Origin of the sequence: Flavivirga algicola (assembly GCF_012910715.1) — a bacterium.
GTDB lineage: Bacteria > Bacteroidota > Bacteroidia > Flavobacteriales > Flavobacteriaceae > Flavivirga > Flavivirga algicola.
In genome coordinates, this window is sequence record NZ_JABBHF010000002.1 from 395,151 (window position 1) to 417,517 (window position 22,367).

Here is a 22,367-nt window from a genome sequence, read left to right on the forward strand (position 1 = left end):
ATTTTAGTTAATTTCCTTAATACTAATAGCATAACCGCCTCCAGGGACAGATAATTGGGATAGTTTTGACTTACTCGTTACCTTTTTTGTTTTAATAGTATAAGCCTGAGGATTGGTTTTATAATGGGCATCCTTGGCATCGGCATAAACAGTCGCAATGTATTTTTTACCTTTTTCAAGGAAATCAAATTTAATATTAGATTTTCTTGCACTATTACCATTTACATTACCCACAAACCAATTATTACTGTTTTTCTCTTTTCGGGCAATAGTGATGTAATTTCCAGGTTCTGCTTCTAAATAGATACTTTCATCCCAATCGATAGCCACATCTTTTATAAACTGAAAGGCATCCATAAACTGCTCGTAATGTTCTGGTAAATCTGCTGCCATTTGCAATGGGCTATACATGGTGACATACAATGCCAATTGATTTGCTATGGTACTATTTACATGAGAACTATTATCAGGATTTAGTTTACTGATATCCATTTCAAAAATTCCAGGCGTATAATCCATCGGCCCGCCAATTAAGCGCGTAAAAGGTAACACGGTAACATGATTGGGTTTCGAACCTCCAAAAGCCTGAAATTCTGTACCTCTGGCAGATTCATTTCCAATTAAATTTGGATAGGTTCTGCAAATCCCAGTAGGTCTTACGGCTTCGTGAGCATTTATCATTATTTGATAGTCTGCCGCTTTTTCGAGAGCATATTGATAATGATTTATTATCCACTGACTGTAATGATGTTCGCCCCGCGGTAAAATATTTCCAACATAGCCACTTTTTACAGCATCATAGCCATTATCTTTCATAAATTGATATGCTTTATCCATATGACGTTCATAATTCCTTGTAGAACCAGAGGTTTCATGGTGCATAATCATTTTAACACCTTTTGATTTGGCATACTTATGAATTTCTTCTATATCAAAATCAGGATAAGGTGTAACAAAGTCGAATACATAGTCTTTCGATTTTCCAAACCAGTCTTCCCAGCCTTCGTTCCAACCTTCTACTAAAACACCATCAAATCCGTGTTCTGAAGCGAAATCAATATACCGTTTCACTTTTTCATTATTTGCTGAATGTTTACCATTAGGTTTCGCTTTAGAAAAATCGGTTACTCCCAATTGTACTGCAGGTAATTCATCTGTGTAAGCCCATGACCCTTTTCCTGTAATCATTTCCCACCATACGCCCATGTACTTTACGGGTTTAATCCATGACGTATCCTCTATTTTACATGGTTCGTTAAGGTTTAATGTCATTTTTGACGCTAGTATATCACGAGCGTCATCACTAACCATAATGGTACGCCAAGGCGAATTACAAGGTGCTTGCATATAGCCTTTATCACCATTTACGTCTGGTGTTAACCAAGATTCAAAAATCATATTTTCATCATCGAGATTTAAATGCATACATGCGTAATTTATCAATGCGGCTTCATGTATATTGATATAAAGACCTTCGTTTGTTTTCATCATCAAAGCTGTTTGTACACCTGTTTTAGAAAATTGCTCCTGTGAGGCATTACTCGTGTAAGCCTTATCAAATTTTCCTCTTATTTCAGATAGTTTTGATTCGGTATAATCAAATTCTTGAGTGTCATAATCACCAGGGATCCAAAATGCCTTGTGATCACCAGTCATTGCGAATTGTGACTTCTCCTCTTTAATAACAAAATAAACCAGGTTTTTTTGAGCTGGAAATTCGTAGCGAAATCCTAAACCTTCATCAAACAACCTAAAGCGAACGATTAATACTCTATCCGTTTCGTTTTGTTTTAAGCTTACTTCTAATTCATTATAATGATTTCGAATCTCTTTTACTTCGCCCCAAACAGGTTTCCATGTGTCATTAAAAGTAGTATTTTCAATTTTTAGTATTGAAAAATCATTTAACAATGACTTATCACCTTTTAGTTCTAAACCCAAAGTACTCGGTTTTATAACCTCTTTATTTTTATAAAATAACTGATAGGTTGGCGTACCATCATTTTTAAGGGAAAAATGCATTGCAATTTTACCATTAGGCGATTTTAACTCTTGTGAACCAGCTATATTAAAAGTTAAAAATAATGTGGTTAAACTTAATATAAATAGTGACTTCATATTTTAATATTTTTACACCAAAAGCTTAATTAACTAGTGGCTTTTAAGATTTTCTTTTTTAATAATACAAGTTTGTCATTTACGATAATCTCCAAGTCATCACCATATAGTACTTCAAAATTTGTTTGATTTTGACTTATGTCAATTTTTAAAATATGGTTTCTGAAATTTAATTTAAACGAGTAACTCTCCCACTGCTTAGGAATTTTAGGTGTAAATGACAGTTTATCACCTTTAATTCTCATGCCTCCAAAACCTTCAACAATACTCATCCAAGTGCCCGCCATTGAAGTAATGTGCAAGCCTTCATGTACCTCATGGTTGTAATCATCTAAATCTAAACGCGAGGTACGCAAATAAAACGTATAGGCTTGTTCCATTCTATCCAATTTAGCTGCTTGAATACTATGTACACAAGGCGACAGGGAACTTTCGTGAACTGTGAATGGTTCATAAAAATCGAAATGACGCTCCAGGTCTTCTTTTGAAAATTCATCTTCGAAAAAATAAAAACCTTGCAGAACATCTGCTTGTTTTATATATGGAGAACGCAGGATTTTATCCCAGGACCATTTTTGATTGATAGGTCTTTCCAACTTATCTAAATCTTCAACAGTAATCAATTCTTTATCTAAAAATCCATCTTGCTGTAGGTAAACTTGATGTGTTTCCGAATAAGGAAAATACATATTATCTGCAACAGATTTCCACGCTTTCAGTTCTGTTTTAGATAATTTAACCTTATTCATAATTCTTGTAAAATCATCAGAGAATTCTGTTTCTATCTTATCAATATTTTCTAGCGTATAGTTAATACACCATTGTGCTAAATAGTTAGTATACCAGTTGTTATTTATATTGTTTTCATATTCATTTGGACCAGTAACTCCTAGAATAACATACTTGTTTTTATCTTCAGAAAACGTAGCACGTTGCTGCCAAAAACGAGCTATGGCAATTAAAACTTCTAATCCTTTTTCTTTTATATAACTGTAATCCCCCGTGTAGCGATAGTAATTATAAATAGCAAATGAAATAGCTCCATTACGATGAATTTCTTCAAACGTAATTTCCCATTCATTATGGCATTCTTCTCCATTCATAGTTACCATTGGAAATAATGCTGCGCCATTATTAAATCCTAATTTTCCAGCATTCTCAATGGCCTTTTCTAAATGATTATATCTGTATTCCAAAAGACTTCTGGCTACTTTTTCATCTTTTGTTGCCATATAAAAAGGAATACAATAGGCTTCTGTATCCCAATAAGTACTGCCCCCATATTTTTCACCAGTAAACCCTTTTGGTCCAATATTTAATCTGGAATCTTTACCTAAATAAGTCTGATTCAATTGAAAAATATTGAAACGTATACCTTGCTGCGCTTTAACATCCCCTTGTATAGTAATATCTGCTCGTTCCCAAATTGCCGCCCAAGCTTGTTTCTGTTTTTCTAAAAGCGCATGGAACCCTGTTTCTACAGCCTTTTTCAATACTTCTTTTCCCCTTAAAACCAATTGGGTTTTATCATAATTTCTATCAACTATATAACCGCCATACTTATATATGGTATAAGTTTCTCCTTGCTTGACTTGATGCTGATAACCAAAAGAAGCGTAATTAGAATCTGCCTTTATATTAGGCTCTATTAATATTGGTTTATTATTTATAAAAACCTTAGATTCCATGAACGTACAGGTATAAAAATCTGTTTTCATGGTTTTAGCTTGAATAAATGCCTGGTGATTTTCGTGACTAACTTTTATAGTATCCCAAAACTTATCGTCCCAGTTAGTATCTTTATTAGTGATACCACTATCCAAATATGGCTGAAAAACAATTTCTGCATCATTGTTTATTGGTGTAACACTATAATCAATAGCACCTAGCTCATCAGAGTCTAAACTTAAAAAACGTTTTGTTTCGACTTGAATTTCAATATTATTTTTTAGTGTTGCCTTAAAGCTTCTAGATAACCACCCTTCTTGCATATTGAGTTCCCTTCTAAAATCGGTCACTTTTTTACACGTAAATAAATCAAGTTGCTCCCCATTAATAGACACGTGAATCCCTATCCAGTTTGGAGCATTCAGTACTTTAGCAAAATATTCAGGGTAGCCATTTTTCCACCAGCCAACTCTAGTTTTGTCCGGATAATAAACACCAGCAATATAACTCCCTTGAAATGTAGAGCCAGAATAATGCTCTTCAAAATTGGCACGCTGCCCCATAGCACCATTTCCAATACTAAATAAACTTTCTGAAGATTCCACTCGCTTTGCGTCAAATCCTTCTTCTATGATGGACCAGTTATCTGGTTTTATATAATCTTGATTCATTATTTTTTAATCTTTTGCTGAGTTAGCCTTGCAAAGAAATCATAAGGCATCTCAGTTAAATTGTTAAAATTGAAATCGGCTTCACTCAGTGTATCTTTATCTCCAATACCCACCGATATCATGTTTGCTTTATTCGCTGCTTCTATACCTGCTATTGCATCTTCAAAAACAATACAGTTTTCTGGCTTCAGATTAAGTCTTTTTGCTCCAATTAAAAAGACCTCCGGATCTGGTTTTGCTTTTGATACGCTATTGCCATCAACAATACCTTCAAATCTTTCTAACAACCCAACTTGTTTTAAAATTAGCGGTGCATTTTTACTGGCAGACCCCAGTACGTACCTAATACCCTGACTATCTAGTTCATTAAGAAGACCATTGACTCCAGGTAGGATTTCGTCAGCATTCATTTTTCTTATATATTCTAGATAATCTTCATTTTTACTTATTAAAGCATTTTGCTTGCTTTCATCTGTCAATGTTACATTGCCTATATTTAATAGTATTTCTAAAGAACGCACACGACTAACACCTTTTAGTAATTCGTTATGTGCTTCAGTAAATTCAATATGCAAATCATTAGCAAGGTTTTTCCATGCTAGAAAATGATACTTAGCGGTATCAACAATAACCCCGTCAAGGTCGAATATAACTCCTATTGTACTCATTCTATTTTTTTAGTGTTCTGTTTGGTAAGTGATTGCTTTTTTATTGGTAATCAAAAAATTACATAACCCTGCAATGATTAGACTTGATCCAGCGACTACCATTGCGTTAATGGTTTCATCTCCAAAAAGTCCAGCGATAAAATTAATACCGCCAATAGCTGCTATAATTTGAGGAATGACAATAAACATATTAAAAATCCCCATAATAACACCCATCTTTTTGGGGTCTACGGAACTTGATAACATGGCATAAGGCATGGATAAAATGCTTCCCCAAGAGAAACCTATAAGTGTAAATGATAAAACAAGATATTCTGGAGAAGGAATAAAATACATTGAAATGAACCCTATACCTCCTAATATCAAAGATATCATATGAACATACTTTCTGTTTATACGCCTTCTGGATGTATATAGCACCAATAACAATGCAAATACCATTGAGGATAACCCATAAATACCCATATATTTCCCTACTTGATTTGAAGATTTCTGAAATGAGGTATTTGCTAAATCATATGCTTGAGCTTCAGCCGCGTTCGTCATATCAAAAGCACTTTCTATTGGTGCTGGCGTATTGAAAACGTGCTCTGTAAGTGCTGGGTTAGCTAAACTCCACATAGTAAAAAATGCAAACCAACTAAAAAACTGTATGAGTCCAAGTTTTTTCATTGTTATTGGCATATTCCCAATATTCTTGATTATATCTGAAAAGAATTGGTTCTTTTTTTGTTTTTCCTTTTCAAAGGCCTCCATATCTTCAGGAGGGTACTCCGATGTTGTAAAAACAGTATATAGAATACTGATTAGAAACACCGCGGCTCCAATTACAAATGCAACTTTAACAGACATAGGAATAACACCAGCATCCGCAGAATCGCTTACCCCTAATTGAGAAACTATCCAAGGTAAACTACTGGCAACCCAAGTACCTATGCCTATAATTAGTGTTTGAACAACAAAACCATAAGATCTTTGAGAATCTGGAAGTTTATCAGCTACCAAAGCCCTGAAGGGCTCCATAGAAATATTAATAGAAGCATCAAGAATCCATAAAAATCCGGCAGCAATCCAAAGTACAGGGGAATGCGGGACTAAGCATAATGCAATAGAGCTTAAGATGGCTCCAATTAAAAAATAAGGACGGCGCCTTCCTAATTTTGGACTCCAGGTCCTATCGCTCATATAACCGATAATCGGTTGTACAAGTAACCCTGTTAAAGGTGCAGCTATCCATAAGATAGGAATATCATCTATCTCAGCTCCTAGGGTTTGAAAAATTCTTGACATGAATCCACCTGTTAAGGCCATTCCAAACTGAATTCCCAGAAACCCAAAACTCATATTCCAGATTTGCCAGAAGCTTAATCTACGCTTTTCCATTAAATAGTACGTTTAAATTAATACTATTTGATAAGCGATTTTATACCAATTTAATTATAAAACAACGCATTCAAGTACGTTTTTTAGTTCTGTTTCCTTATTTAAAATTTTTGTAGTAAAACTACGTAAATCAATCACGACGTGATTTAACAAAAAAGAACTTTATTTTTTGATAACTATGTTGGTATGCTTACCAAAACTTATTGTGAGAAGTGAAAATATAAGTTTTGATTTCGCATCAAAGATATACAAAAGATTTTTATTCTTCCAAATAAATTTTTTATTTAGTTGATTCTCTTTCGATAATTTCGGTCTCAATCACCATTTTTATAAAATCAGATTTTCTCTCGTCATTCGTGAAATACTGGTCACTTTCAGCATCTGCGGCCTCCAATCTATCTATCAATAAATTTGCTGCTTGCTCCCCTATTTTTTGACCATGTTGGCTCACCGTTGTTAAACTGGGTGTGGCGTGTTTTGAAAGTACACCATCTGTAAAACCTATAACTTGTATATCATCGGGTATGCTCAAACCTAACTTTCTTGCAACCTTCATAGCAGTAACAGCATACAATTCATTGACAGCAAAAACCCCATCTATATCTTCATTTATTTTAAAAAACTGAGCAATTTCATTTTCTAAAATCTCTAAATGATTTTCTACATCCAAACTATCATCGATCTTCAATATCAAATTCGAATCTGCATCTACCCCGCTAGTTTCCAATGCTTCTATATATCCTTGAGTCCTCAATCTACCAACACTTACATAGTCCATTGTGGTTATAAGCGCTATATGCTTACAATCATTAGCAATCAACTTTTTAACGGCTTTAACAGCTCCATTAAAATCATCTACTATCACCTTATCACAGTCTACTTCATTTACAACCCTATCAAACATAACAATAGGCATTCCTTGGTTTATAGTCGCATTAAAATGGTGATAATCCTGCTTAAGCAACGTCTCTTTAGAAATGGAAAGAATAAACCCATCTATACTACCATTAGCAAGCATTTCCATGTTTATAATTTCTTTAGTAAACGATTCGTTTGACAACCCAACAATAACGTTATATCCCCGCCTATTTGCTATTAACTCTATACCCCGAATAACGGTTGAAAAAAAATGATGCACAATTTCTGGTATTAAAATACCTATGGTCTTAGTCTTTCTGTTCTTTAAACTTAGTGCAATATTATTGGGCTTATAATTATACAACTTAGCAAATGCCTGAATTTTTTTGGTGGTGTCTTCACTAATCTCTTTACTATTACTAAGCGCCTTGGAAACCGTTGAAATTGAGACATCTAATTCTCTAGCTATTTGTTTTAAAGTAATTTTCCTTTTCATTACTATGTCTATAAAAGCACTAAGGTAGTTTAAACATCTAAATCTATGAATTTTTATCAATAAAACCAACGAAAACTAGAAAGTTGTTAACACGAAAACGTTTTCGTTGCGAATTTCGTAATTTATAATTATTTCTTTACGATTTCTTTACATAGCTTTGATTTGAGGAGTGAAAATATAAAACTAAACAAACTAACATTAATTCAACAAAGTTACATGAAAACATTTACTAAAAAATTGCTGTTCTTTATGCTTATTTTACCTGTGTATATATTTGGGCAGAATAAGCTATCGGGAACAGTAACAGAACAGTCGACTTCCATTCCCTTGCCTGGGGTTAATGTTGTTATAAAAAGCACGACAACAGGAACTAGCACAGATTTTGATGGAAATTATCAAATCGAAGTCAATACTGGAGATATTATTGTATTCTCCTATGTGGGCTATCGCACACAAGAAATAACATATACTGGTCAAGCAACTTTGAATGTACAATTAACCGATGATGCAGCTCAATTAGACGAAATTGTTGTTATCGGTTATGGTTCTACAACTAAAAAAGACGCTACAGGCTCAGTGGAAGCTATTACTTCAGAAGATTTTACAAAGGGAAATATTGTTACTCCTGAAAATCTTTTAAATGGTAGAGTATCGGGTGTAAGTATCACTACTGGAGGAGCTCCTGGTGCTGGATCTCAAATTACCATTCGAGGCGGCTCTTCTATTAATGCCTCTAATTCACCTCTTATAATAATTGACGGACTACCTATTAGTAACGATGGCCTAAATGGGTCTAGAGGTATTTTAGCGAGTATTAATCCAAACGATATTGACTCCTTTTCTGTCTTAAAAGATGCATCGGCTACGGCCATTTATGGTTCTAGAGCATCTAATGGTGTTATCATTATTGTCACAAAAAAGGGTAAATCTAAACTTAGTGTTACCTATGATGCGCAATATACTTTTGGTGAAATCACAGATAGAATCAATGTTTTTTCTGGTGATGAATTTAGAGCATTAGTAGCATCTCAACCTATTAATGGTACGACATTGGATGAAAGTTTATTAGGCGCAGCAAATACAGATTGGCAAGATGAAATTTTTAGAAATACGGTGTCAGCTCAACATAATATAACTATGCAGGGATTGGTTTTAAAGGCAGTCCCAACCAGATTTTCATTTGGTACAACAAATCAAGAAGGTGCTATACTTACTTCCAAATTTGAAAGAAGAAGTCTTGGTCTATCTGTTAATCCTAGTCTTTTTGACGATCATTTAAAGATTAATTTAAATGCTAATTTAGCATTTGAAGATAACCGATTTGGCAATACTATAGGACAAGCCATACGTTTCGATCCAACACAACCCGTTTATGATGCTTCATCCCCTTTTGGAGGCTTTTACCAACATAGAAATGGATCCGTGGTATCAAACGGTACAACAAACCCTGTAGCATCACTTTTACAATCTAACAATACGGGAGATTCTAATAGATCCTATGGTAATTTAAATTTTGAATATAAATTCCATTTCTTACCAGCTTTAAAAGCTGTATTGAATATAGGGTTTGATGAAACTGAAGCAAAAACAATAAATATTACATCAACTCAGGTTCCAACAAATGATCCTGTAAAAGGAAATGACTCACGAGGGTTTCAAAGAAGAACAAATAAATTGCTAGATGGGTATTTATCATATAATAAGGATTTTGATAAAATAAGCGCTGGATTTACAGCTGGTTATTCGTATCAGAAATTCACTAACAATGGCGGTAACACAGGAAACAGGAGAGATGATGCCAGCTTTGCTTCCACATTTGCAGATCCTGATGTTGTTCTTATCGGTTTTTTTGGTAGAGCGAATCTATCCTTTCTTGATAAGTATCTGTTAACATTAACATACAGACGTGATGGTACTTCTCGTTTTGGAGAAGGTAATAAGTGGGGTGATTTCCCAGCTGCTGCCATTGCTTGGAACATGAGTGATGAAGACTTCTTAAAAAATTCGAATACCATATCGAATCTAAAACTAAGAGCTAGTTACGGGATTACTGGACAACAAGATCTACCTGGCCAAAATGATATATTCCTAAACCGTTATAGAGGTGGGGATCAAAACTCTCAATATCAATTTGGCAATGCAGTAATACAATCTTTAATAGCTTCTGAAGTTAATCCTGATTTGAAATGGGAAGAAACAACAACTATCGAATTTGGTATTGATTACGGTTTATTTGATCAAAGAATATCTGGATCTTTAAACCTCTTTCAGAAAAACTCTACCGACTTATTATTTACCGCAGCGGTAGCAGATGGAACCAACTTTTCAAACAGTATCATTCAAAATATTGGTGAGTTACAAATACAAGGTCTCGAATTCTCTTTAAATGCCGATGTTATTAAAAATGAAAATTTCAATGTAGATTTTAACTTTAATGCTACTTTTTTAGATAGAGAAATTACCGAATTGGCATTAGGACAAGATGTAAGAACAGGAGGTATTTCGGGAGGTACTGGAAATACTATTCAACTATTACGCGTTGGAGAAGCACCAAATTCTTTTCACGTATTTAAGCAATTATACGATACATCTGGAGCTCCTATTGAAGGTGCTTATGTTGATTTAAACGGTGATAATATCATTAATGATGATGATAGATATTTAAAAGAAAACCCAGGAGCAGATGTTATTCTAGGGTTTCAATCAAATATTAATTATAAGAAATTTGATCTGTCTTTTAATTTAAGAGCAAATATTGGAAATTATGTATACAACAATGCAAATTCTTCGAGAGCTCAATACGAGTTGTTGCAAGACAATGCTGTATTAGGGAATATTCCAACTACAGTTTTAAATACAGGTTTCCAAAGAACTTCAGATGTTATAATCTCAGATGCTTATGTTGAAGATGCCTCGTTTTTAAGAATGGACAACATTACTTTGGGCTACACCTTTAACAATATTTCTAAACAATTAAAGAGCGTAAGGCTTTGGGGCGGCGTACAAAACGTATTTACTATAACCAACTACAGCGGTTTAGATCCTGAAGTATTTAATGGAATAGATAACTTGATTTTCCCTAGATCAAGAAACATTTTAGCTGGAGCTAATTTTAAATTTTAAAAAAACAACTATGAAAACAAGATTTAATATATATAAAACAATTGGACTTATATGTCTTTTTATTGTTGTATTAGCATCATGCACTAGCGATTTAGATATTATACCTAAAGATGACCAAACAACACTAAGTGAAGACCTTTTTGATAATGATACTGCTTACAAACAAGTATTGGCTGGTATATATGCAAATTTAGCGTTAACAGGTACAGACGGAGGAGGAAGTTCCAACCTCAAAAACATAGATGCTGGTACCAGTCAGTTTGGACGTGTACTTCTATATACACAAACACTTTCTGCAGATCAAATGATTTGGTCTTATGAAAACGACCCAGGAACTAGAGAAATACAAAGAAATCTTTGGACTGCTCAAAACCCATTACTTCTTGGTATGTTTAGTAGAACGCATTTATCTATTGCATTAGCTAATAACTTTTTACGAGAAACAACCGATGATAAATTAGATGGTAGAAATGTATCTTCAGCTGTTCGAAGCGAGATACCAGCTTACAGAGCTGAAGCCAGGCTATTAAGAGCTATGGCTTATTATTATATGATGGATCTTTTTGGTAAAGCAAATTTTGCTACAGAGGACGACCCAGTTAGTTCTCAACCTATAGTTTACGACAGAGCTCAGTTATTTGATTTTATAGAAACTGAGTTAAAAGAAATCGAAACGGATTTAATTGCTCCACGACAAAATGAATACGGAAGAGCAGATAAGGCTGTTGCTTATATGATTTTAGCTAAAATATATTTGAATGCCGAAGTTTATATTAAAGAGAACAAATACAGTGATTGCATTAATTATTGTGAAAGAATCATTGCAGGTGGCTATAATTTGGCTGATAATTATTTGCACAATTTTATGGCAGATAATAATACCAATTCGGCAACTAATGAGATTATTTTCCCTATTATCTCAGACGGTGTTGTTACACAAAACTTTGGCCCAACAACGGTTATGATCAATGGTTCGGTAGGAAGCATTGAAGAAAATGGAATCGAAGTAGGTGTAGGTTCTGGTGGTTGGGGCGGTGCCCTAAGAGTAAGAAAGCAATTAGCAAACCTTTTTGGACCAGCTTTTGCCAATGATGATAGAAATACCATTATATCTAGTGGCAGACCTATCGATATTGTAGATATTTCTGATAGAGACACCGGGTTTATTCTTCAAAAATATTCTAATGCGACTTCTACTGGTAGTTTTGGTTCCGATCAGACATTTGTAGATACAGATTTCCCATTATACAGATTGGCAGATGTTTACTTAATGTATGCCGAAGCGCATCTAAGAGGTGGCGGTGGTAGTTTATCTACTGCTGTTGACTATATTAATGCTCTAAGAGATAGAGCCAACAACTCTAATACGATAACCTCAGGAGATTTGTCTTTAGATTTTATCCTAGACGAAAGAGCTCGCGAATTACATTGGGAAGCACACAGAAGACAGGACCTCATTAGATTTAAAAGATTTACTGGAGGTAGCTACAATTGGGTATGGAAAGGAAATGGTAGCAATGGCATATCGCTTCCTGCGCACTTCGATATTTACCCTATTCCGCAGGCTAGTATAGCAGCCAACCCTAATAACCTTACTCAAAACCCTGGGTACTAAAAACGAATTAGAAATGAAAAACATAAAAAAAATATCAATATTTATATTTACAGTATGCGCTTTTATACTGTCTAGTTCATGTGATGATGATACTGAAAAATTCATTGCATCAGAAACTGCACCTGTGGTATTGTCTGATTTAACCATAGCTACCATTGAGTTGGATCCAGTTAACATAAACAACCCAGCTATGACACTTTCATGGAATGAAGCCGATTACGGTCAACAAGCTTCGGTTAACTACAGTATCGAAATTGCATCAGATGAAGCTTTCACAGAGTCAACTGTAGCAACAAGTATTACTGGCAACAATACGGTAACACTTTCAGTGAGCGAATTAAATGCTGCTGCTGGATCGGTTGGATTACCTCCATTCGCATGGAATATGTTATATGCAAGGGTAAGCTCATCCATTGGATCACAAAATGGATTATCTGTAAAATCTAATAGTATTAGCTTTAGCGTGTTTCCTTACTTCAATTATAAATTTAACGACTTTTATCTAGTTGGTAATGGTACGGCACCAGGATGGAACAATAATGATAATAACCCACCCTTATTTAGAGATCCCGTTAATTCCAATTTATATCACTATACAGGTTATTTTACCAAAGGCTCAGGTGGTGATGGTGAAGGCAGATTTAAAGTTTTAGAGACCAGAGGGTTATGGCAACCACAATGGGGTGTAACAGATAATGAAGGTGATGATGACATTAAAACCTCTGGGGAAATAGCTGGTAATCCTGGAACACAATCTGGTGATCCTGGTAGATTTGGTGTTCCTAGTGATGGATTTTATTCATTTACTATTGATTTCTCAAAAAACACTTATACCAATGAACCTTTTGATGCTAGTGGTGCTACAGATTTTACAAGTATGGAAATTCAAGGCTCTGCAACTGCTACGACCGCAATGACACAATCTAGTTTTGATAGCCATTTGTGGAATATAACCAGTGTACGATTAGTTCCTGGAGATTTGCAATTTGTTACCAATACAGGTTCTACTTGGTCAGGAGCTACAGAGTTTTCTGGTCAAGCTACGGAAAATACGGGAAGTATTCCTGTGATTGTTGAAGACGATTACGAAGTTTGGTTTAGCGATTTAGATGGTCGTTACATATTAATTCCGTTGAATTTATAATTATAAAAAGATTAGATATGAATTTATATACTAAAAAAATAGGCTTTCTATGTCTTTTACTTGCCTTAATATTTTCGGCTTGTGAAACTGAAGAAAGCATTGAGATAACGTCTCCCGAACCAGCCTTTGTTTTACAACAACCTGGTATAAGTAATGTGTTTTTAAATTTTGGAACGCCTACAAACGCAGCTATTACCATGGCGTGGAATGATGAAGTGACAGGTAGTACCTCTTATGATGTTGAAATGTCATTGGATGCCGATTTCCCTTCAACAGTAAACTTAGGTAACGTAAGTGCAAACTCTTTTACTATCAGTGTTGAGGAGTTAAACAACGCCATAAGAAATGCAGGAGCTTCAACTTTTAGAGATGTTGCCATATATGTGAGAATTAATGCTGGTGGAACCATTAGTAATGCTGTGCAATATTTAGTAACGACTTACCCAACAGAAGTGCCTCAAATGTCAAGCCCTTCAAATAACGATGCCTTTGTTTTATCATTGGCAACCTTAAATGATATTGCTATGACTGTAGAGTGGACAGACCCTGTTTTATCTTCTTCATTAGGAATTGATGTTACATATACAATTGAAGCTGCGGCTTCTGGAACCGATTTTGCAGCCCCCGTAACAGTTGGAACTTCAACCAATGGGACTTCCATTACATCAACACACGGAGATTTAAATGCTGTTGCAATTGGTATTGGATTAGCTGCTGATACAGCAGGAGACATGGATTTAAGAATTGTTGCCCGAAATACCAATTCTAATGGAAATGAATTAGAACGTACTTCTGAAACTATTACAGTTTCTGTTACGCCTTATAATGTATCTTTCCCTTATTTATATATGGTAGGCGATGCTACAACACCAGGTTGGGACAACAATAATAACAACACACCAATATTTAGAGATCAAGACGTGCCAAATAATTATTTCTTTACAGGGTATTTTGGTGCGGGTGCATTCAAGTTATTAGAAACAAAAGGACAATGGCAACCACAATGGGGTACCAATGATGGTTCTACATTAGCTGTAAATCCTGGTGGCGGTTCAGATCCTGGTACTTTTAATGTTGCCAGTGCTGGATATTACACCTATTCATTTACCACTGTTGGAGAATCTGGCAGCTTTACAGTGACATCTTATGATGCCTCTGGCTCTGCAACTTATACCACGATGGGAATTATAGGACAGGCTATTGGAGGCTGGGGAGACGGTGATGAAATTAACTTCACGCAAGACCCTAACAATCCTCATTTATGGTATGCACTTTCAGTGTCTTTCCAACAAGGCGAAGAGTTTTTAATTAGAGCTAATGATATGTGGGATGATGTTTGGAGATATACAGGATCATCCGAGCTTTATGGAACCGCTTTATTAGCAGGCGGTGGAGACAACTTCCCGTTTACCGAACCATCTGGAAACTACGATGTATGGTTTAACGATTTGGATGGAGGCTATGTGATTATTCCTAATTAGTTTAGTTAAAGTTAAAAAAAGGCTGTGCATAATTTAGTACAGCCTTTTTTATTAAATTTTATAAAAGCATGAAAAAGAAACTTTCCTTACTCCTTTTATTCTTTGTATCATTTTCCTTTGCGCAATCGGTATCAACCAATCCAGTAATTCCAACAGCCAATAATGCACTTACCATAACATTTGATGCTACTGGATCGGAATTGGATGGATATACAGGAGATATTTATGCCCACACAGGTGTTCTAACATCTGCATCCTCGAGTAACACAGATTGGAAGCATGTTATAGGAGAATGGGGAAACAATACCACACAACCAAAACTTACAAATATAAGCGCAAATATTTATGAGCTTACAATGACTCCAGATGTATTAACATTCTACAATGTTGATACAAATGAAACTGTAACAAACATTGCTATTGTTTTTAGAAGTAGTGATGGCAGCCTACAATCCAGACCAGATTTATTTATTCAAATTTTTGAAGAAGGTTTGAATGTTACTATTACCAATCCATCAAATGACGCTGTCTTTGATTTAAACGACAACATTACAATAACTGCAGAATCTAGCACTACCGCAGATTTAGAGTTAACAGTTAACAATAATTCCATAGGTACTGAATTGGCTTCAACTAGTATATCTGTACCATATACATTTTCTTCAACTGGCATTTTTACCATTAATGCAACAGCCACTCAAAATTCTGAAACCAAAGAAGAAAGTATCTCTGTTTATGTAAAAACACCCACACAAAATGAAACGTTACCAAATGGATTAGAAAACGGACTTAACAAAAACAATGATGGTTCTGTGACTTTTGTACTTCAGGCTCCATTGAAAACTGATGTTTTTCTAATTGGCAACTTTAATGATTGGAAATTGGATCCATCATATCAAATGAAAAAAGATAATGATACGTTTTGGCTAACGGTAAGTGGTTTAGATGCTGATACCGAATATGTCTATCAGTATTACGTAGATTATTCCTTAAGAATAGCAGACCCTTATGCTAAAAAAGTACTTGACCCAAATAATGATCAATTTATTCCTGATACCACTTATCCTAATTTAATGGACTACCCAACGGGCAAAACCAATGGTATAGTATCAACTTTTCAAATTAATGAAACCCCTTATAATTGGCAAATCAATTCGTTTTCAAAACCTAACCAAGAAAATTTAGTTGTTTATGAAATGTTGATTCGTGATTTTACCGAAGACGACTCATTTTTAGCTGCCATGACTCATCTAGATTATCTTGAAAACCTAGGTATAAATGCTATTGAATTGATGCCTATAAGTGAGTTTGAAGGCAATGAGAGTTGGGGTTATAATCCATCGTTTCATGGTGCTTTAGATAAGTATTACGGCACTCAAAATCATTTTAAAGCATTTGTAGATTCGTGTCACGAAAGAGGTATTGCTGTAATAATTGATGTAGTTTACAATCATGTATTTAGTCAAAGTCCTCTGGCGCAATTATATTGGGACAGTGCTAACTTTAAACCTACGGTAGATAATCCTTGGCTAAATCCAGATGCCAGACACCCATTTAACGTGGGTTATGATTTTAACCATGAAAGTGACTATACCAAAACCTACGTAAAACAGACACTTAAATATTGGATTGAAGAATTCAAGGTAGACGGTTTCCGTTTCGATTTATCAAAAGGATTTACGCAAACCAACAACCCAAATAACGTTGGGGCTTGGGGTAATTTTGATACTTCCAGAATCGCTATTCTGCAAGACTATGCAGATTATATTTGGAATCATGTATCTGCCGATGCTTATTTGATTCTCGAACATTTTGCAGATAATACAGAGGAGACCGCCCTGGCAAATTACGGTTTTATGCTTTGGGGCAATCTTAACCATAGTTTTAACCAAAATACAATGGGCTATTCAGCCGATTCTGATATTTCGTGGCTCTCTTACACTGAAAGAAATTGGAACAACCCACATATTGTTGGCTATATGGAAAGTCATGATGAAGAACGGTTAATGGTTAGAAACATTAATAATGGAAATTCAAACGCTGAACATGACACTAAAGATTTCCAAACAGCTTTAAACAGAATTGAGGCAGCTACGGCTATTTTTTATAGTGTTCCTGGGCCTAAAATGCTTTGGCAATTTGGAGAATTAGGTTACGATAAAAGTATTAATTGTGAAAATGATATTAATGATGGGAGTTGTAGATTGGACAGAAAACCTGTGGCATGGACTTTAAATTATGACGAAGACCCTGACAGATTAGACCTATACAATGTAACCTCAAAGATGATTATGTTGAAGAAAACATACCCATCAACATTTAATACAGACGATTTTTCATATAGTTTGAATGGATTGGTTAAGCGTATCAATCTTAATGACAGTTCAGGTGATTTTGATGTGACTGTTATTGCCAATTTTGATATCGTAGAAAAATCGGTAGTTCCTAATTTTTCAACTACAGGAACATGGTATAGCATATTAAACAACAATAAACCATTAGATGTTACTAATGTATCAGCTTCCATAATATTAGCTCCAGGTGAATATCGTGTTTATGCACCCCAACCTGTTATAGATCCTAACGACTTGGATAGTGATGGTGTTTTAAATACCAATGATGCCTGTGCAAATACACCTTTGGGTACCCATGTTGATGCCACTGGTTGCGAAGTTTTTATATTACCTACCAATAATTTTAGATTACAAATAAGCAGTGAAACCTGCAGAAGCAGCAATAATGGTATTATTGATATTGCAGCTCAGGAAAATTTAAATTATACCGCTACCATCACAGGAAATGGTTTAAATAGCTCGGATTTCTTCACCTTGTCTTATATTAAAACCGATCTTGAAGCTGGAGATTACAGGGTTTGTATTACGGTTGAAGGGCAAACAGGTTACGAACAATGTTTCAATATTACCATTACAGAACCTGAGGATTTATCAGTAATATCCAAGGTATTAAATACTAAAAACGCTATTTCTTTAAACCTAAGCGGAGGCGATGCTTATGAAATTACTTTAAACGGTGTAACCACTGAAACCTCTGCTTCAAGTATTGAATTACCCCTGCAGTTCGGTGAAAATAAAATGAGTATTAAAACCAATAAAGATTGTCAAGGAAACTATGAAGAATCCATTTTTTATGGTGATGGTATTTTGGCTTTTCCAAATCCAATAACCAACAATTTAAATGTGCGCCTAGGCAAGCTAGAAAACAAGCCTGCTAGCGTTGTAATATATTCTATTCTAGGAAACAGCGTTTATAATACGGAAGTTACAAAAGCCAACCTAAATATTGATACTTCAGGTTTTTCTAAAGGCATTTATATTTTAAGAATAGCTACAGAAACAAACAGTAAAAGCTTTAAAATTATTAAGAACTAATGAAAAAATCAGTTATATATCGTATTGCCAGTTTGATACTTTGCGTTTTTAGTTTGAACTGCAGCAGCGGCGATGACCCCACAGAACCAAACTCAGGACCAGGGCAAGTAGATCCGCCCAGTGCATCCACTCTGGTATACCCAGAGCAGAACTCAGAGTGTACAACAGGATCTAACCTAACAAGTACAGAAAGTACCATTATATTTAATTGGAATGATGCCAACAATGCCGATTCTTATCAATTATTTGTAAAAAATCTGGGTACTCAAAATACTCAAAATTTCACATCTAATATTTCAGAAAAAAGTGTAACCATTTTACGGGGCACACCTTACTCATGGTATGTCGTATCTAAAAACTCGGGAGCACAAACAGCGCAAAGCAATACTTGGAAGTTTTACAATGCAGGAGAAGCGGTATCATCATATGCGCCATTTCCAGCAGAATTGGTAGCTCCAATTTTATCAGAAACCTTAAACGCTTCCACTACTAATGTGACTTTAGAATGGAAGGGCGAAGATGTTGATAATGATATAAAAGAATATGATGTGTTTTTTGGCACCATAAATCCGCCAACAAATAAAGAGCGTACAACAAGTAGTATATCCACTTCGGTAAATGTCACTTCTGGTAATACGTATTATTGGCGTGTTGTAACACATGACGATGCAAACAATAATTCAGAATCTCAGATATTTCAATTCAGTGTGGAATAATATAAAAGTACAGCCACACACTACTTTGAATAAAAAAGGAAGCTTAAAAAGTTTTGATAACATCAGAAGGCTTTAAGCTTTCTGTTTATAGCATAAAAATTTTTTAAGCAAATTGAATAAAAACCAAAATCGGTAAGTGATCTGAGGGGTATTTACAGTCTTTAGAATCACTCAAAACACCATATTTTTTTATGCTGATGTTTTGCTTACTCACAAAAATATAATCAATTCTTCGAGTTACAGGCTTTTCAAAATGGAAACCGTTGTATGTGCCTGATGGTCCAAAGGGTCGTGTTTCCGAAACATCCTTAGCATCAAAAAGGGTATCTTTTATAATTTGAAGGTTTTCTGTCTCAGGTTCTAAATTAAAATCCCCCATTAAAACCACTGGTAGATTATTTTTGTTTAATGCATCTATTTTTTTCAAAATCAGTTTAGGACTTGACATTCTCGCCACTTTTCCTACATGATCAAAATGCGTGTTGAATACCCAAAAACGTTGCTTAGTTTTTCTATTCTCTAACAAGGCATAAGTGCAAATACGATTACATACAGCATCCCATCCCATAGATACCTTGTCTGGTGTTTCAGATAACCAAAATGTGCCACTTTCCACTACTTTGAACATATCTGTTTTATAGAATATAGCAGAATATTCGCCTTCATCTTCACCGTCATCCCTCCCCACTCCAATAAAATTATAATTTTCAAGAACAGCATCTAAATATTGCATTTGATTTGATAGGGCTTCTTGTACGCCAAAAACATCTGGTTCGTAGAAATTAATTTGCCCCACAATCAAACCTTTACGATGCCCCCAACTGTTAGGTCCAGCTTTTGGATGATCTAATTTGATGTTATAAGTCATTATTTTGGTCGTTTCCTGCCCTGTTATAATCTGCAAACAGAAACACAATAGCATAAAGCAAATTAGTTTATTCATTTACATTATTTTTAGGCATTATAGAAATAGCACATCCGCCACCGGCAGCTAAATATAATTCCAGAACGGTTTTACTATCAACCTCTTGTTCTTCAATTTGATAAGCTTCAGGATTGTTTAAATAATGAGCATCTGATGTATCTTTATATAATTTTGCTATATATGTTCTATCTGAATCTAAAAAATCAAGCGTCACTTTTAGGGTTCTTTTATTTTCATCAGTAATCGTTCCCAAAAACCAATTTTGAGTACCTTTTTCTTGTCTTGCTACAGTAATAAAATCCCCTATTTCAGCATCCAAAACCTTTGTTTTATTCCAATCGACACCAACATCTTCAATAAATTGCAATGCAGGATTGTTTTCGTAATGCTTAATTAAATCTGGTACCATTTGCACAGGGCTATATAAAACGACATAAAGCGCCAACTGGTGCGCTAAGGTTGTATTAATCTGGTTATGTTCTTTATAGGGGTTTAGAGATGTATTAAAAATACCTGGTGTATAATCTATGGGACCACCTAACATTCTTGTAAATGGCACTATGGTTAAATGCTCTGGTGGATTGCCACCATCATTCGACCAAGCATTGTATTCCTGTCCTCGAACACCTTCTCGTGCAATCGCTACGGGGTAGGTACGTCGTTTGCCTGTGGCTTTAATAGGCTCATGTGCGTTAATGGCAACTTGTGTTTCCAAACCTTTGTCTAAAACTTTCTGATAATGATTCACCATGTACTGTCCATGATGGTATTCGCCTTCTGGAATGATACGACCTACATAACCCGTTTTCACACTATGAATGTCGAGCGACTGCATTAAAGCAAAAGCTGTATCTAATTGCTTTTCATATCCAATAATATCGGCAGAAGTTTCATGATGCATTATTAACTCAACTCCTTTCGATTTTCCATAGCGTACAACTTCTTCTAAATTGTAATCTGGATAAGGTGTAACAAAATCAAAGTGTTCTTTTTTATTCTTTTTATCCCACCATTTTTCCCAACCTGTATTCCAGCCTTCAACCAACATCCCTTGAAAGTTATGGGCTTCTGCAAAATCTATCATTTTTTTGGCATACACTGTATTTGCGGCATGGTATTTCCCTGAATAGTCCCAATTACCAGTGCCAATGTGCATATCCCACCAAATGCCGACATACTTCATGGGCTTAAAATAAGGCATACTATCAATAACACTTGGATCGTTTAAATTCAAAATTAACTTAGATTCTATTAAATCACCCGCCCTATCTGTTATTTGAATGGTTCGCCACGGAGTTTCAAAAGGAATTTCCTGTATTACTTTTATGTTTTGTTTATTACCAACCAACGCACTTTTCATTTTTAATTTCAAAGTATCGACCGCTAAAGTCATCCCTGCATAATCGGTTAGGTCGGCCTCATGAAAACTTAGGTATACACCCGAATCTGTTTTCATCGTTACAGGGGTATTCACAGCATTTTCTGGAATGTATGTTTGCCCTAAATGAGTTCCTGGCTTATAGTATTTCAAAGCATCAATCTCTGAAAATTTAGTCGTATTATACAAATACTCATAAATGTCCCAATCTCCAGGGATCCACCATACTTTATGGTCTCCTACTAAATTAAACTCCGTATTTTCATCGGTAATCACGATATGATCTAGATTTTTTTGCTCAGGAAATTCATAACGAAAACCAAGACCATCATTGTAAACTTTAAAAATAATATTCAGTTTTCTTTTTAATTCCGAATGTTCTTCCAATACAACTTTCAATGTGTTATAATGATTTCGTACTTGTGCATCTTCTCCCCAAATCATACTCCAGGTTTCATCTGTAGTCGACTTTTGAACGTTTAGAATTTTAAAATTTTTACTTAACGGTAATGCATCCTTCAATTCGAATCCCAATTTCGATGAGTCTATAAGCTTCTCTTTTTTATACTGTACTAAATATGATGGCTCATTTTGATCGGAAAGAAAAAAATCAACTTTAATATGCCCATCTGGAGACACTACGGTTGTTTCTATAGAATTCTTTTTAGGTGTACAAGACACTAGAAAAATGATACATATGATACTTTTAACGATTGGAGCTCTCATAAAAAAAT

13 protein-coding genes are annotated in these 22,367 nt (G+C 34.9%); 6 read left to right on the plus strand and 7 right to left on the minus strand.

Features of this window, described 5'->3' with window-relative positions:
- Positions 1-3 precede the first annotated feature (3 nt).
- From HHX25_RS04640 to HHX25_RS04660, 5 genes are all read right to left on the minus strand, one after another.
- Positions 4-2,118: a glycoside hydrolase family 97 protein gene (locus HHX25_RS04640; protein WP_169670644.1), complete on the minus strand. Its 2,115-nt coding sequence runs from the start codon at positions 2,116-2,118 to the stop codon at positions 4-6.
- Positions 2,119-2,147: 29 nt separating this feature from the next.
- Complete coding sequence (locus tag HHX25_RS04645) at positions 2,148-4,457, minus strand: glycoside hydrolase family 65 protein (RefSeq protein ID WP_169670646.1); 2,310 nt, start codon at positions 4,455-4,457, stop codon at positions 2,148-2,150.
- Positions 4,457-5,125, minus strand: coding sequence for a beta-phosphoglucomutase (gene pgmB / locus HHX25_RS04650; RefSeq protein ID WP_169670648.1), 669 nt, complete (start codon positions 5,123-5,125; stop codon positions 4,457-4,459). Before pgmB ends, HHX25_RS04645 begins: the two co-directional genes overlap by 1 nt.
- Positions 5,126-5,134: 9 nt before the next feature.
- Positions 5,135-6,508, minus strand: coding sequence for an MFS transporter (locus tag HHX25_RS04655; RefSeq protein WP_169670650.1), 1,374 nt, complete (start codon positions 6,506-6,508; stop codon positions 5,135-5,137).
- Between the two features lie 280 nt (positions 6,509-6,788).
- Positions 6,789-7,862, minus strand: a complete 1,074-nt coding sequence (locus HHX25_RS04660) for a LacI family DNA-binding transcriptional regulator (RefSeq protein ID WP_169670652.1) — start codon at positions 7,860-7,862, stop codon at positions 6,789-6,791.
- Positions 7,863-8,078: 216 nt separating this feature from the next.
- Between HHX25_RS04660 and HHX25_RS04665 the strand changes: the two genes are divergently transcribed.
- The 6 genes from HHX25_RS04665 (at position 8,079) to HHX25_RS04690 (ending at position 19,330) form a co-directional block, all read left to right on the plus strand.
- Positions 8,079-10,985, plus strand: coding sequence for a SusC/RagA family TonB-linked outer membrane protein (locus tag HHX25_RS04665; RefSeq protein WP_169670654.1), 2,907 nt, complete (start codon positions 8,079-8,081; stop codon positions 10,983-10,985).
- A gap of 10 nt (positions 10,986-10,995) precedes the next feature.
- A complete protein-coding gene (locus HHX25_RS04670) occupies positions 10,996-12,600 on the plus strand; it encodes a RagB/SusD family nutrient uptake outer membrane protein (RefSeq protein ID WP_169670656.1) in 1,605 nt (534 codons plus the stop codon).
- A 13-nt stretch (positions 12,601-12,613) separates the two neighbouring features.
- The gene (locus HHX25_RS04675) at positions 12,614-13,744 is read left to right on the plus strand and encodes a SusE domain-containing protein (protein ID WP_169670658.1); all 1,131 of its coding nucleotides are present in this window, start codon (positions 12,614-12,616) and stop codon (positions 13,742-13,744) included.
- 17 nt (positions 13,745-13,761) lie between these two features.
- On the plus strand, positions 13,762-15,225 hold the full coding sequence (locus HHX25_RS04680) for a SusE domain-containing protein (protein ID WP_169670660.1): 1,464 nt from the start codon (positions 13,762-13,764) through the stop codon (positions 15,223-15,225).
- Positions 15,226-15,293: 68 nt separating this feature from the next.
- Complete coding sequence (locus HHX25_RS04685) at positions 15,294-18,614, plus strand: alpha-amylase family glycosyl hydrolase (protein ID WP_169670662.1); 3,321 nt, start codon at positions 15,294-15,296, stop codon at positions 18,612-18,614.
- A complete protein-coding gene (locus HHX25_RS04690; protein ID WP_169670664.1) occupies positions 18,614-19,330 on the plus strand; it encodes a hypothetical protein in 717 nt (238 codons plus the stop codon). The genes HHX25_RS04685 and HHX25_RS04690 overlap by 1 nt, the downstream gene beginning before the upstream one ends.
- A gap of 103 nt (positions 19,331-19,433) precedes the next feature.
- Here HHX25_RS04690 and HHX25_RS04695 read toward each other — a convergent pair whose 3' ends face one another.
- Both HHX25_RS04695 and HHX25_RS04700 read right to left on the minus strand, forming a co-directional pair.
- Complete coding sequence (locus tag HHX25_RS04695; protein ID WP_169670667.1) at positions 19,434-20,273, minus strand: endonuclease/exonuclease/phosphatase family protein; 840 nt, start codon at positions 20,271-20,273, stop codon at positions 19,434-19,436.
- Positions 20,266-22,359 (minus strand): glycoside hydrolase family 97 protein, encoded by a 2,094-nt coding sequence (locus HHX25_RS04700; RefSeq protein WP_169670669.1) that lies wholly within the window; start codon positions 22,357-22,359, stop codon positions 20,266-20,268. Before HHX25_RS04700 ends, HHX25_RS04695 begins: the two co-directional genes overlap by 8 nt.
- Between the last annotated feature and the right edge of the window lie 8 nt (positions 22,360-22,367).

Coding starts and splice junctions, on each gene's coding strand:
- HHX25_RS04640 (WP_169670644.1), bottom strand. CDS start 2,118: ATGAAGTCACTATTTATATTAAGTTTAACCACATTATTTTTAACTTTT.
- HHX25_RS04645 (WP_169670646.1), bottom strand. CDS start 4,457: ATGAATCAAGATTATATAAAACCAGATAACTGGTCCATCATAGAAGAA.
- pgmB (WP_169670648.1), bottom strand. CDS start 5,125: ATGAGTACAATAGGAGTTATATTCGACCTTGACGGGGTTATTGTTGAT.
- HHX25_RS04655 (WP_169670650.1), bottom strand. CDS start 6,508: ATGGAAAAGCGTAGATTAAGCTTCTGGCAAATCTGGAATATGAGTTTT.
- HHX25_RS04660 (WP_169670652.1), bottom strand. CDS start 7,862: ATGAAAAGGAAAATTACTTTAAAACAAATAGCTAGAGAATTAGATGTC.
- HHX25_RS04665 (WP_169670654.1), top strand. CDS start 8,079: ATGAAAACATTTACTAAAAAATTGCTGTTCTTTATGCTTATTTTACCT.
- HHX25_RS04670 (WP_169670656.1), top strand. CDS start 10,996: ATGAAAACAAGATTTAATATATATAAAACAATTGGACTTATATGTCTT.
- HHX25_RS04675 (WP_169670658.1), top strand. CDS start 12,614: ATGAAAAACATAAAAAAAATATCAATATTTATATTTACAGTATGCGCT.
- HHX25_RS04680 (WP_169670660.1), top strand. CDS start 13,762: ATGAATTTATATACTAAAAAAATAGGCTTTCTATGTCTTTTACTTGCC.
- HHX25_RS04685 (WP_169670662.1), top strand. CDS start 15,294: ATGAAAAAGAAACTTTCCTTACTCCTTTTATTCTTTGTATCATTTTCC.
- HHX25_RS04690 (WP_169670664.1), top strand. CDS start 18,614: ATGAAAAAATCAGTTATATATCGTATTGCCAGTTTGATACTTTGCGTT.
- HHX25_RS04695 (WP_169670667.1), bottom strand. CDS start 20,273: ATGAATAAACTAATTTGCTTTATGCTATTGTGTTTCTGTTTGCAGATT.
- HHX25_RS04700 (WP_169670669.1), bottom strand. CDS start 22,359: ATGAGAGCTCCAATCGTTAAAAGTATCATATGTATCATTTTTCTAGTG.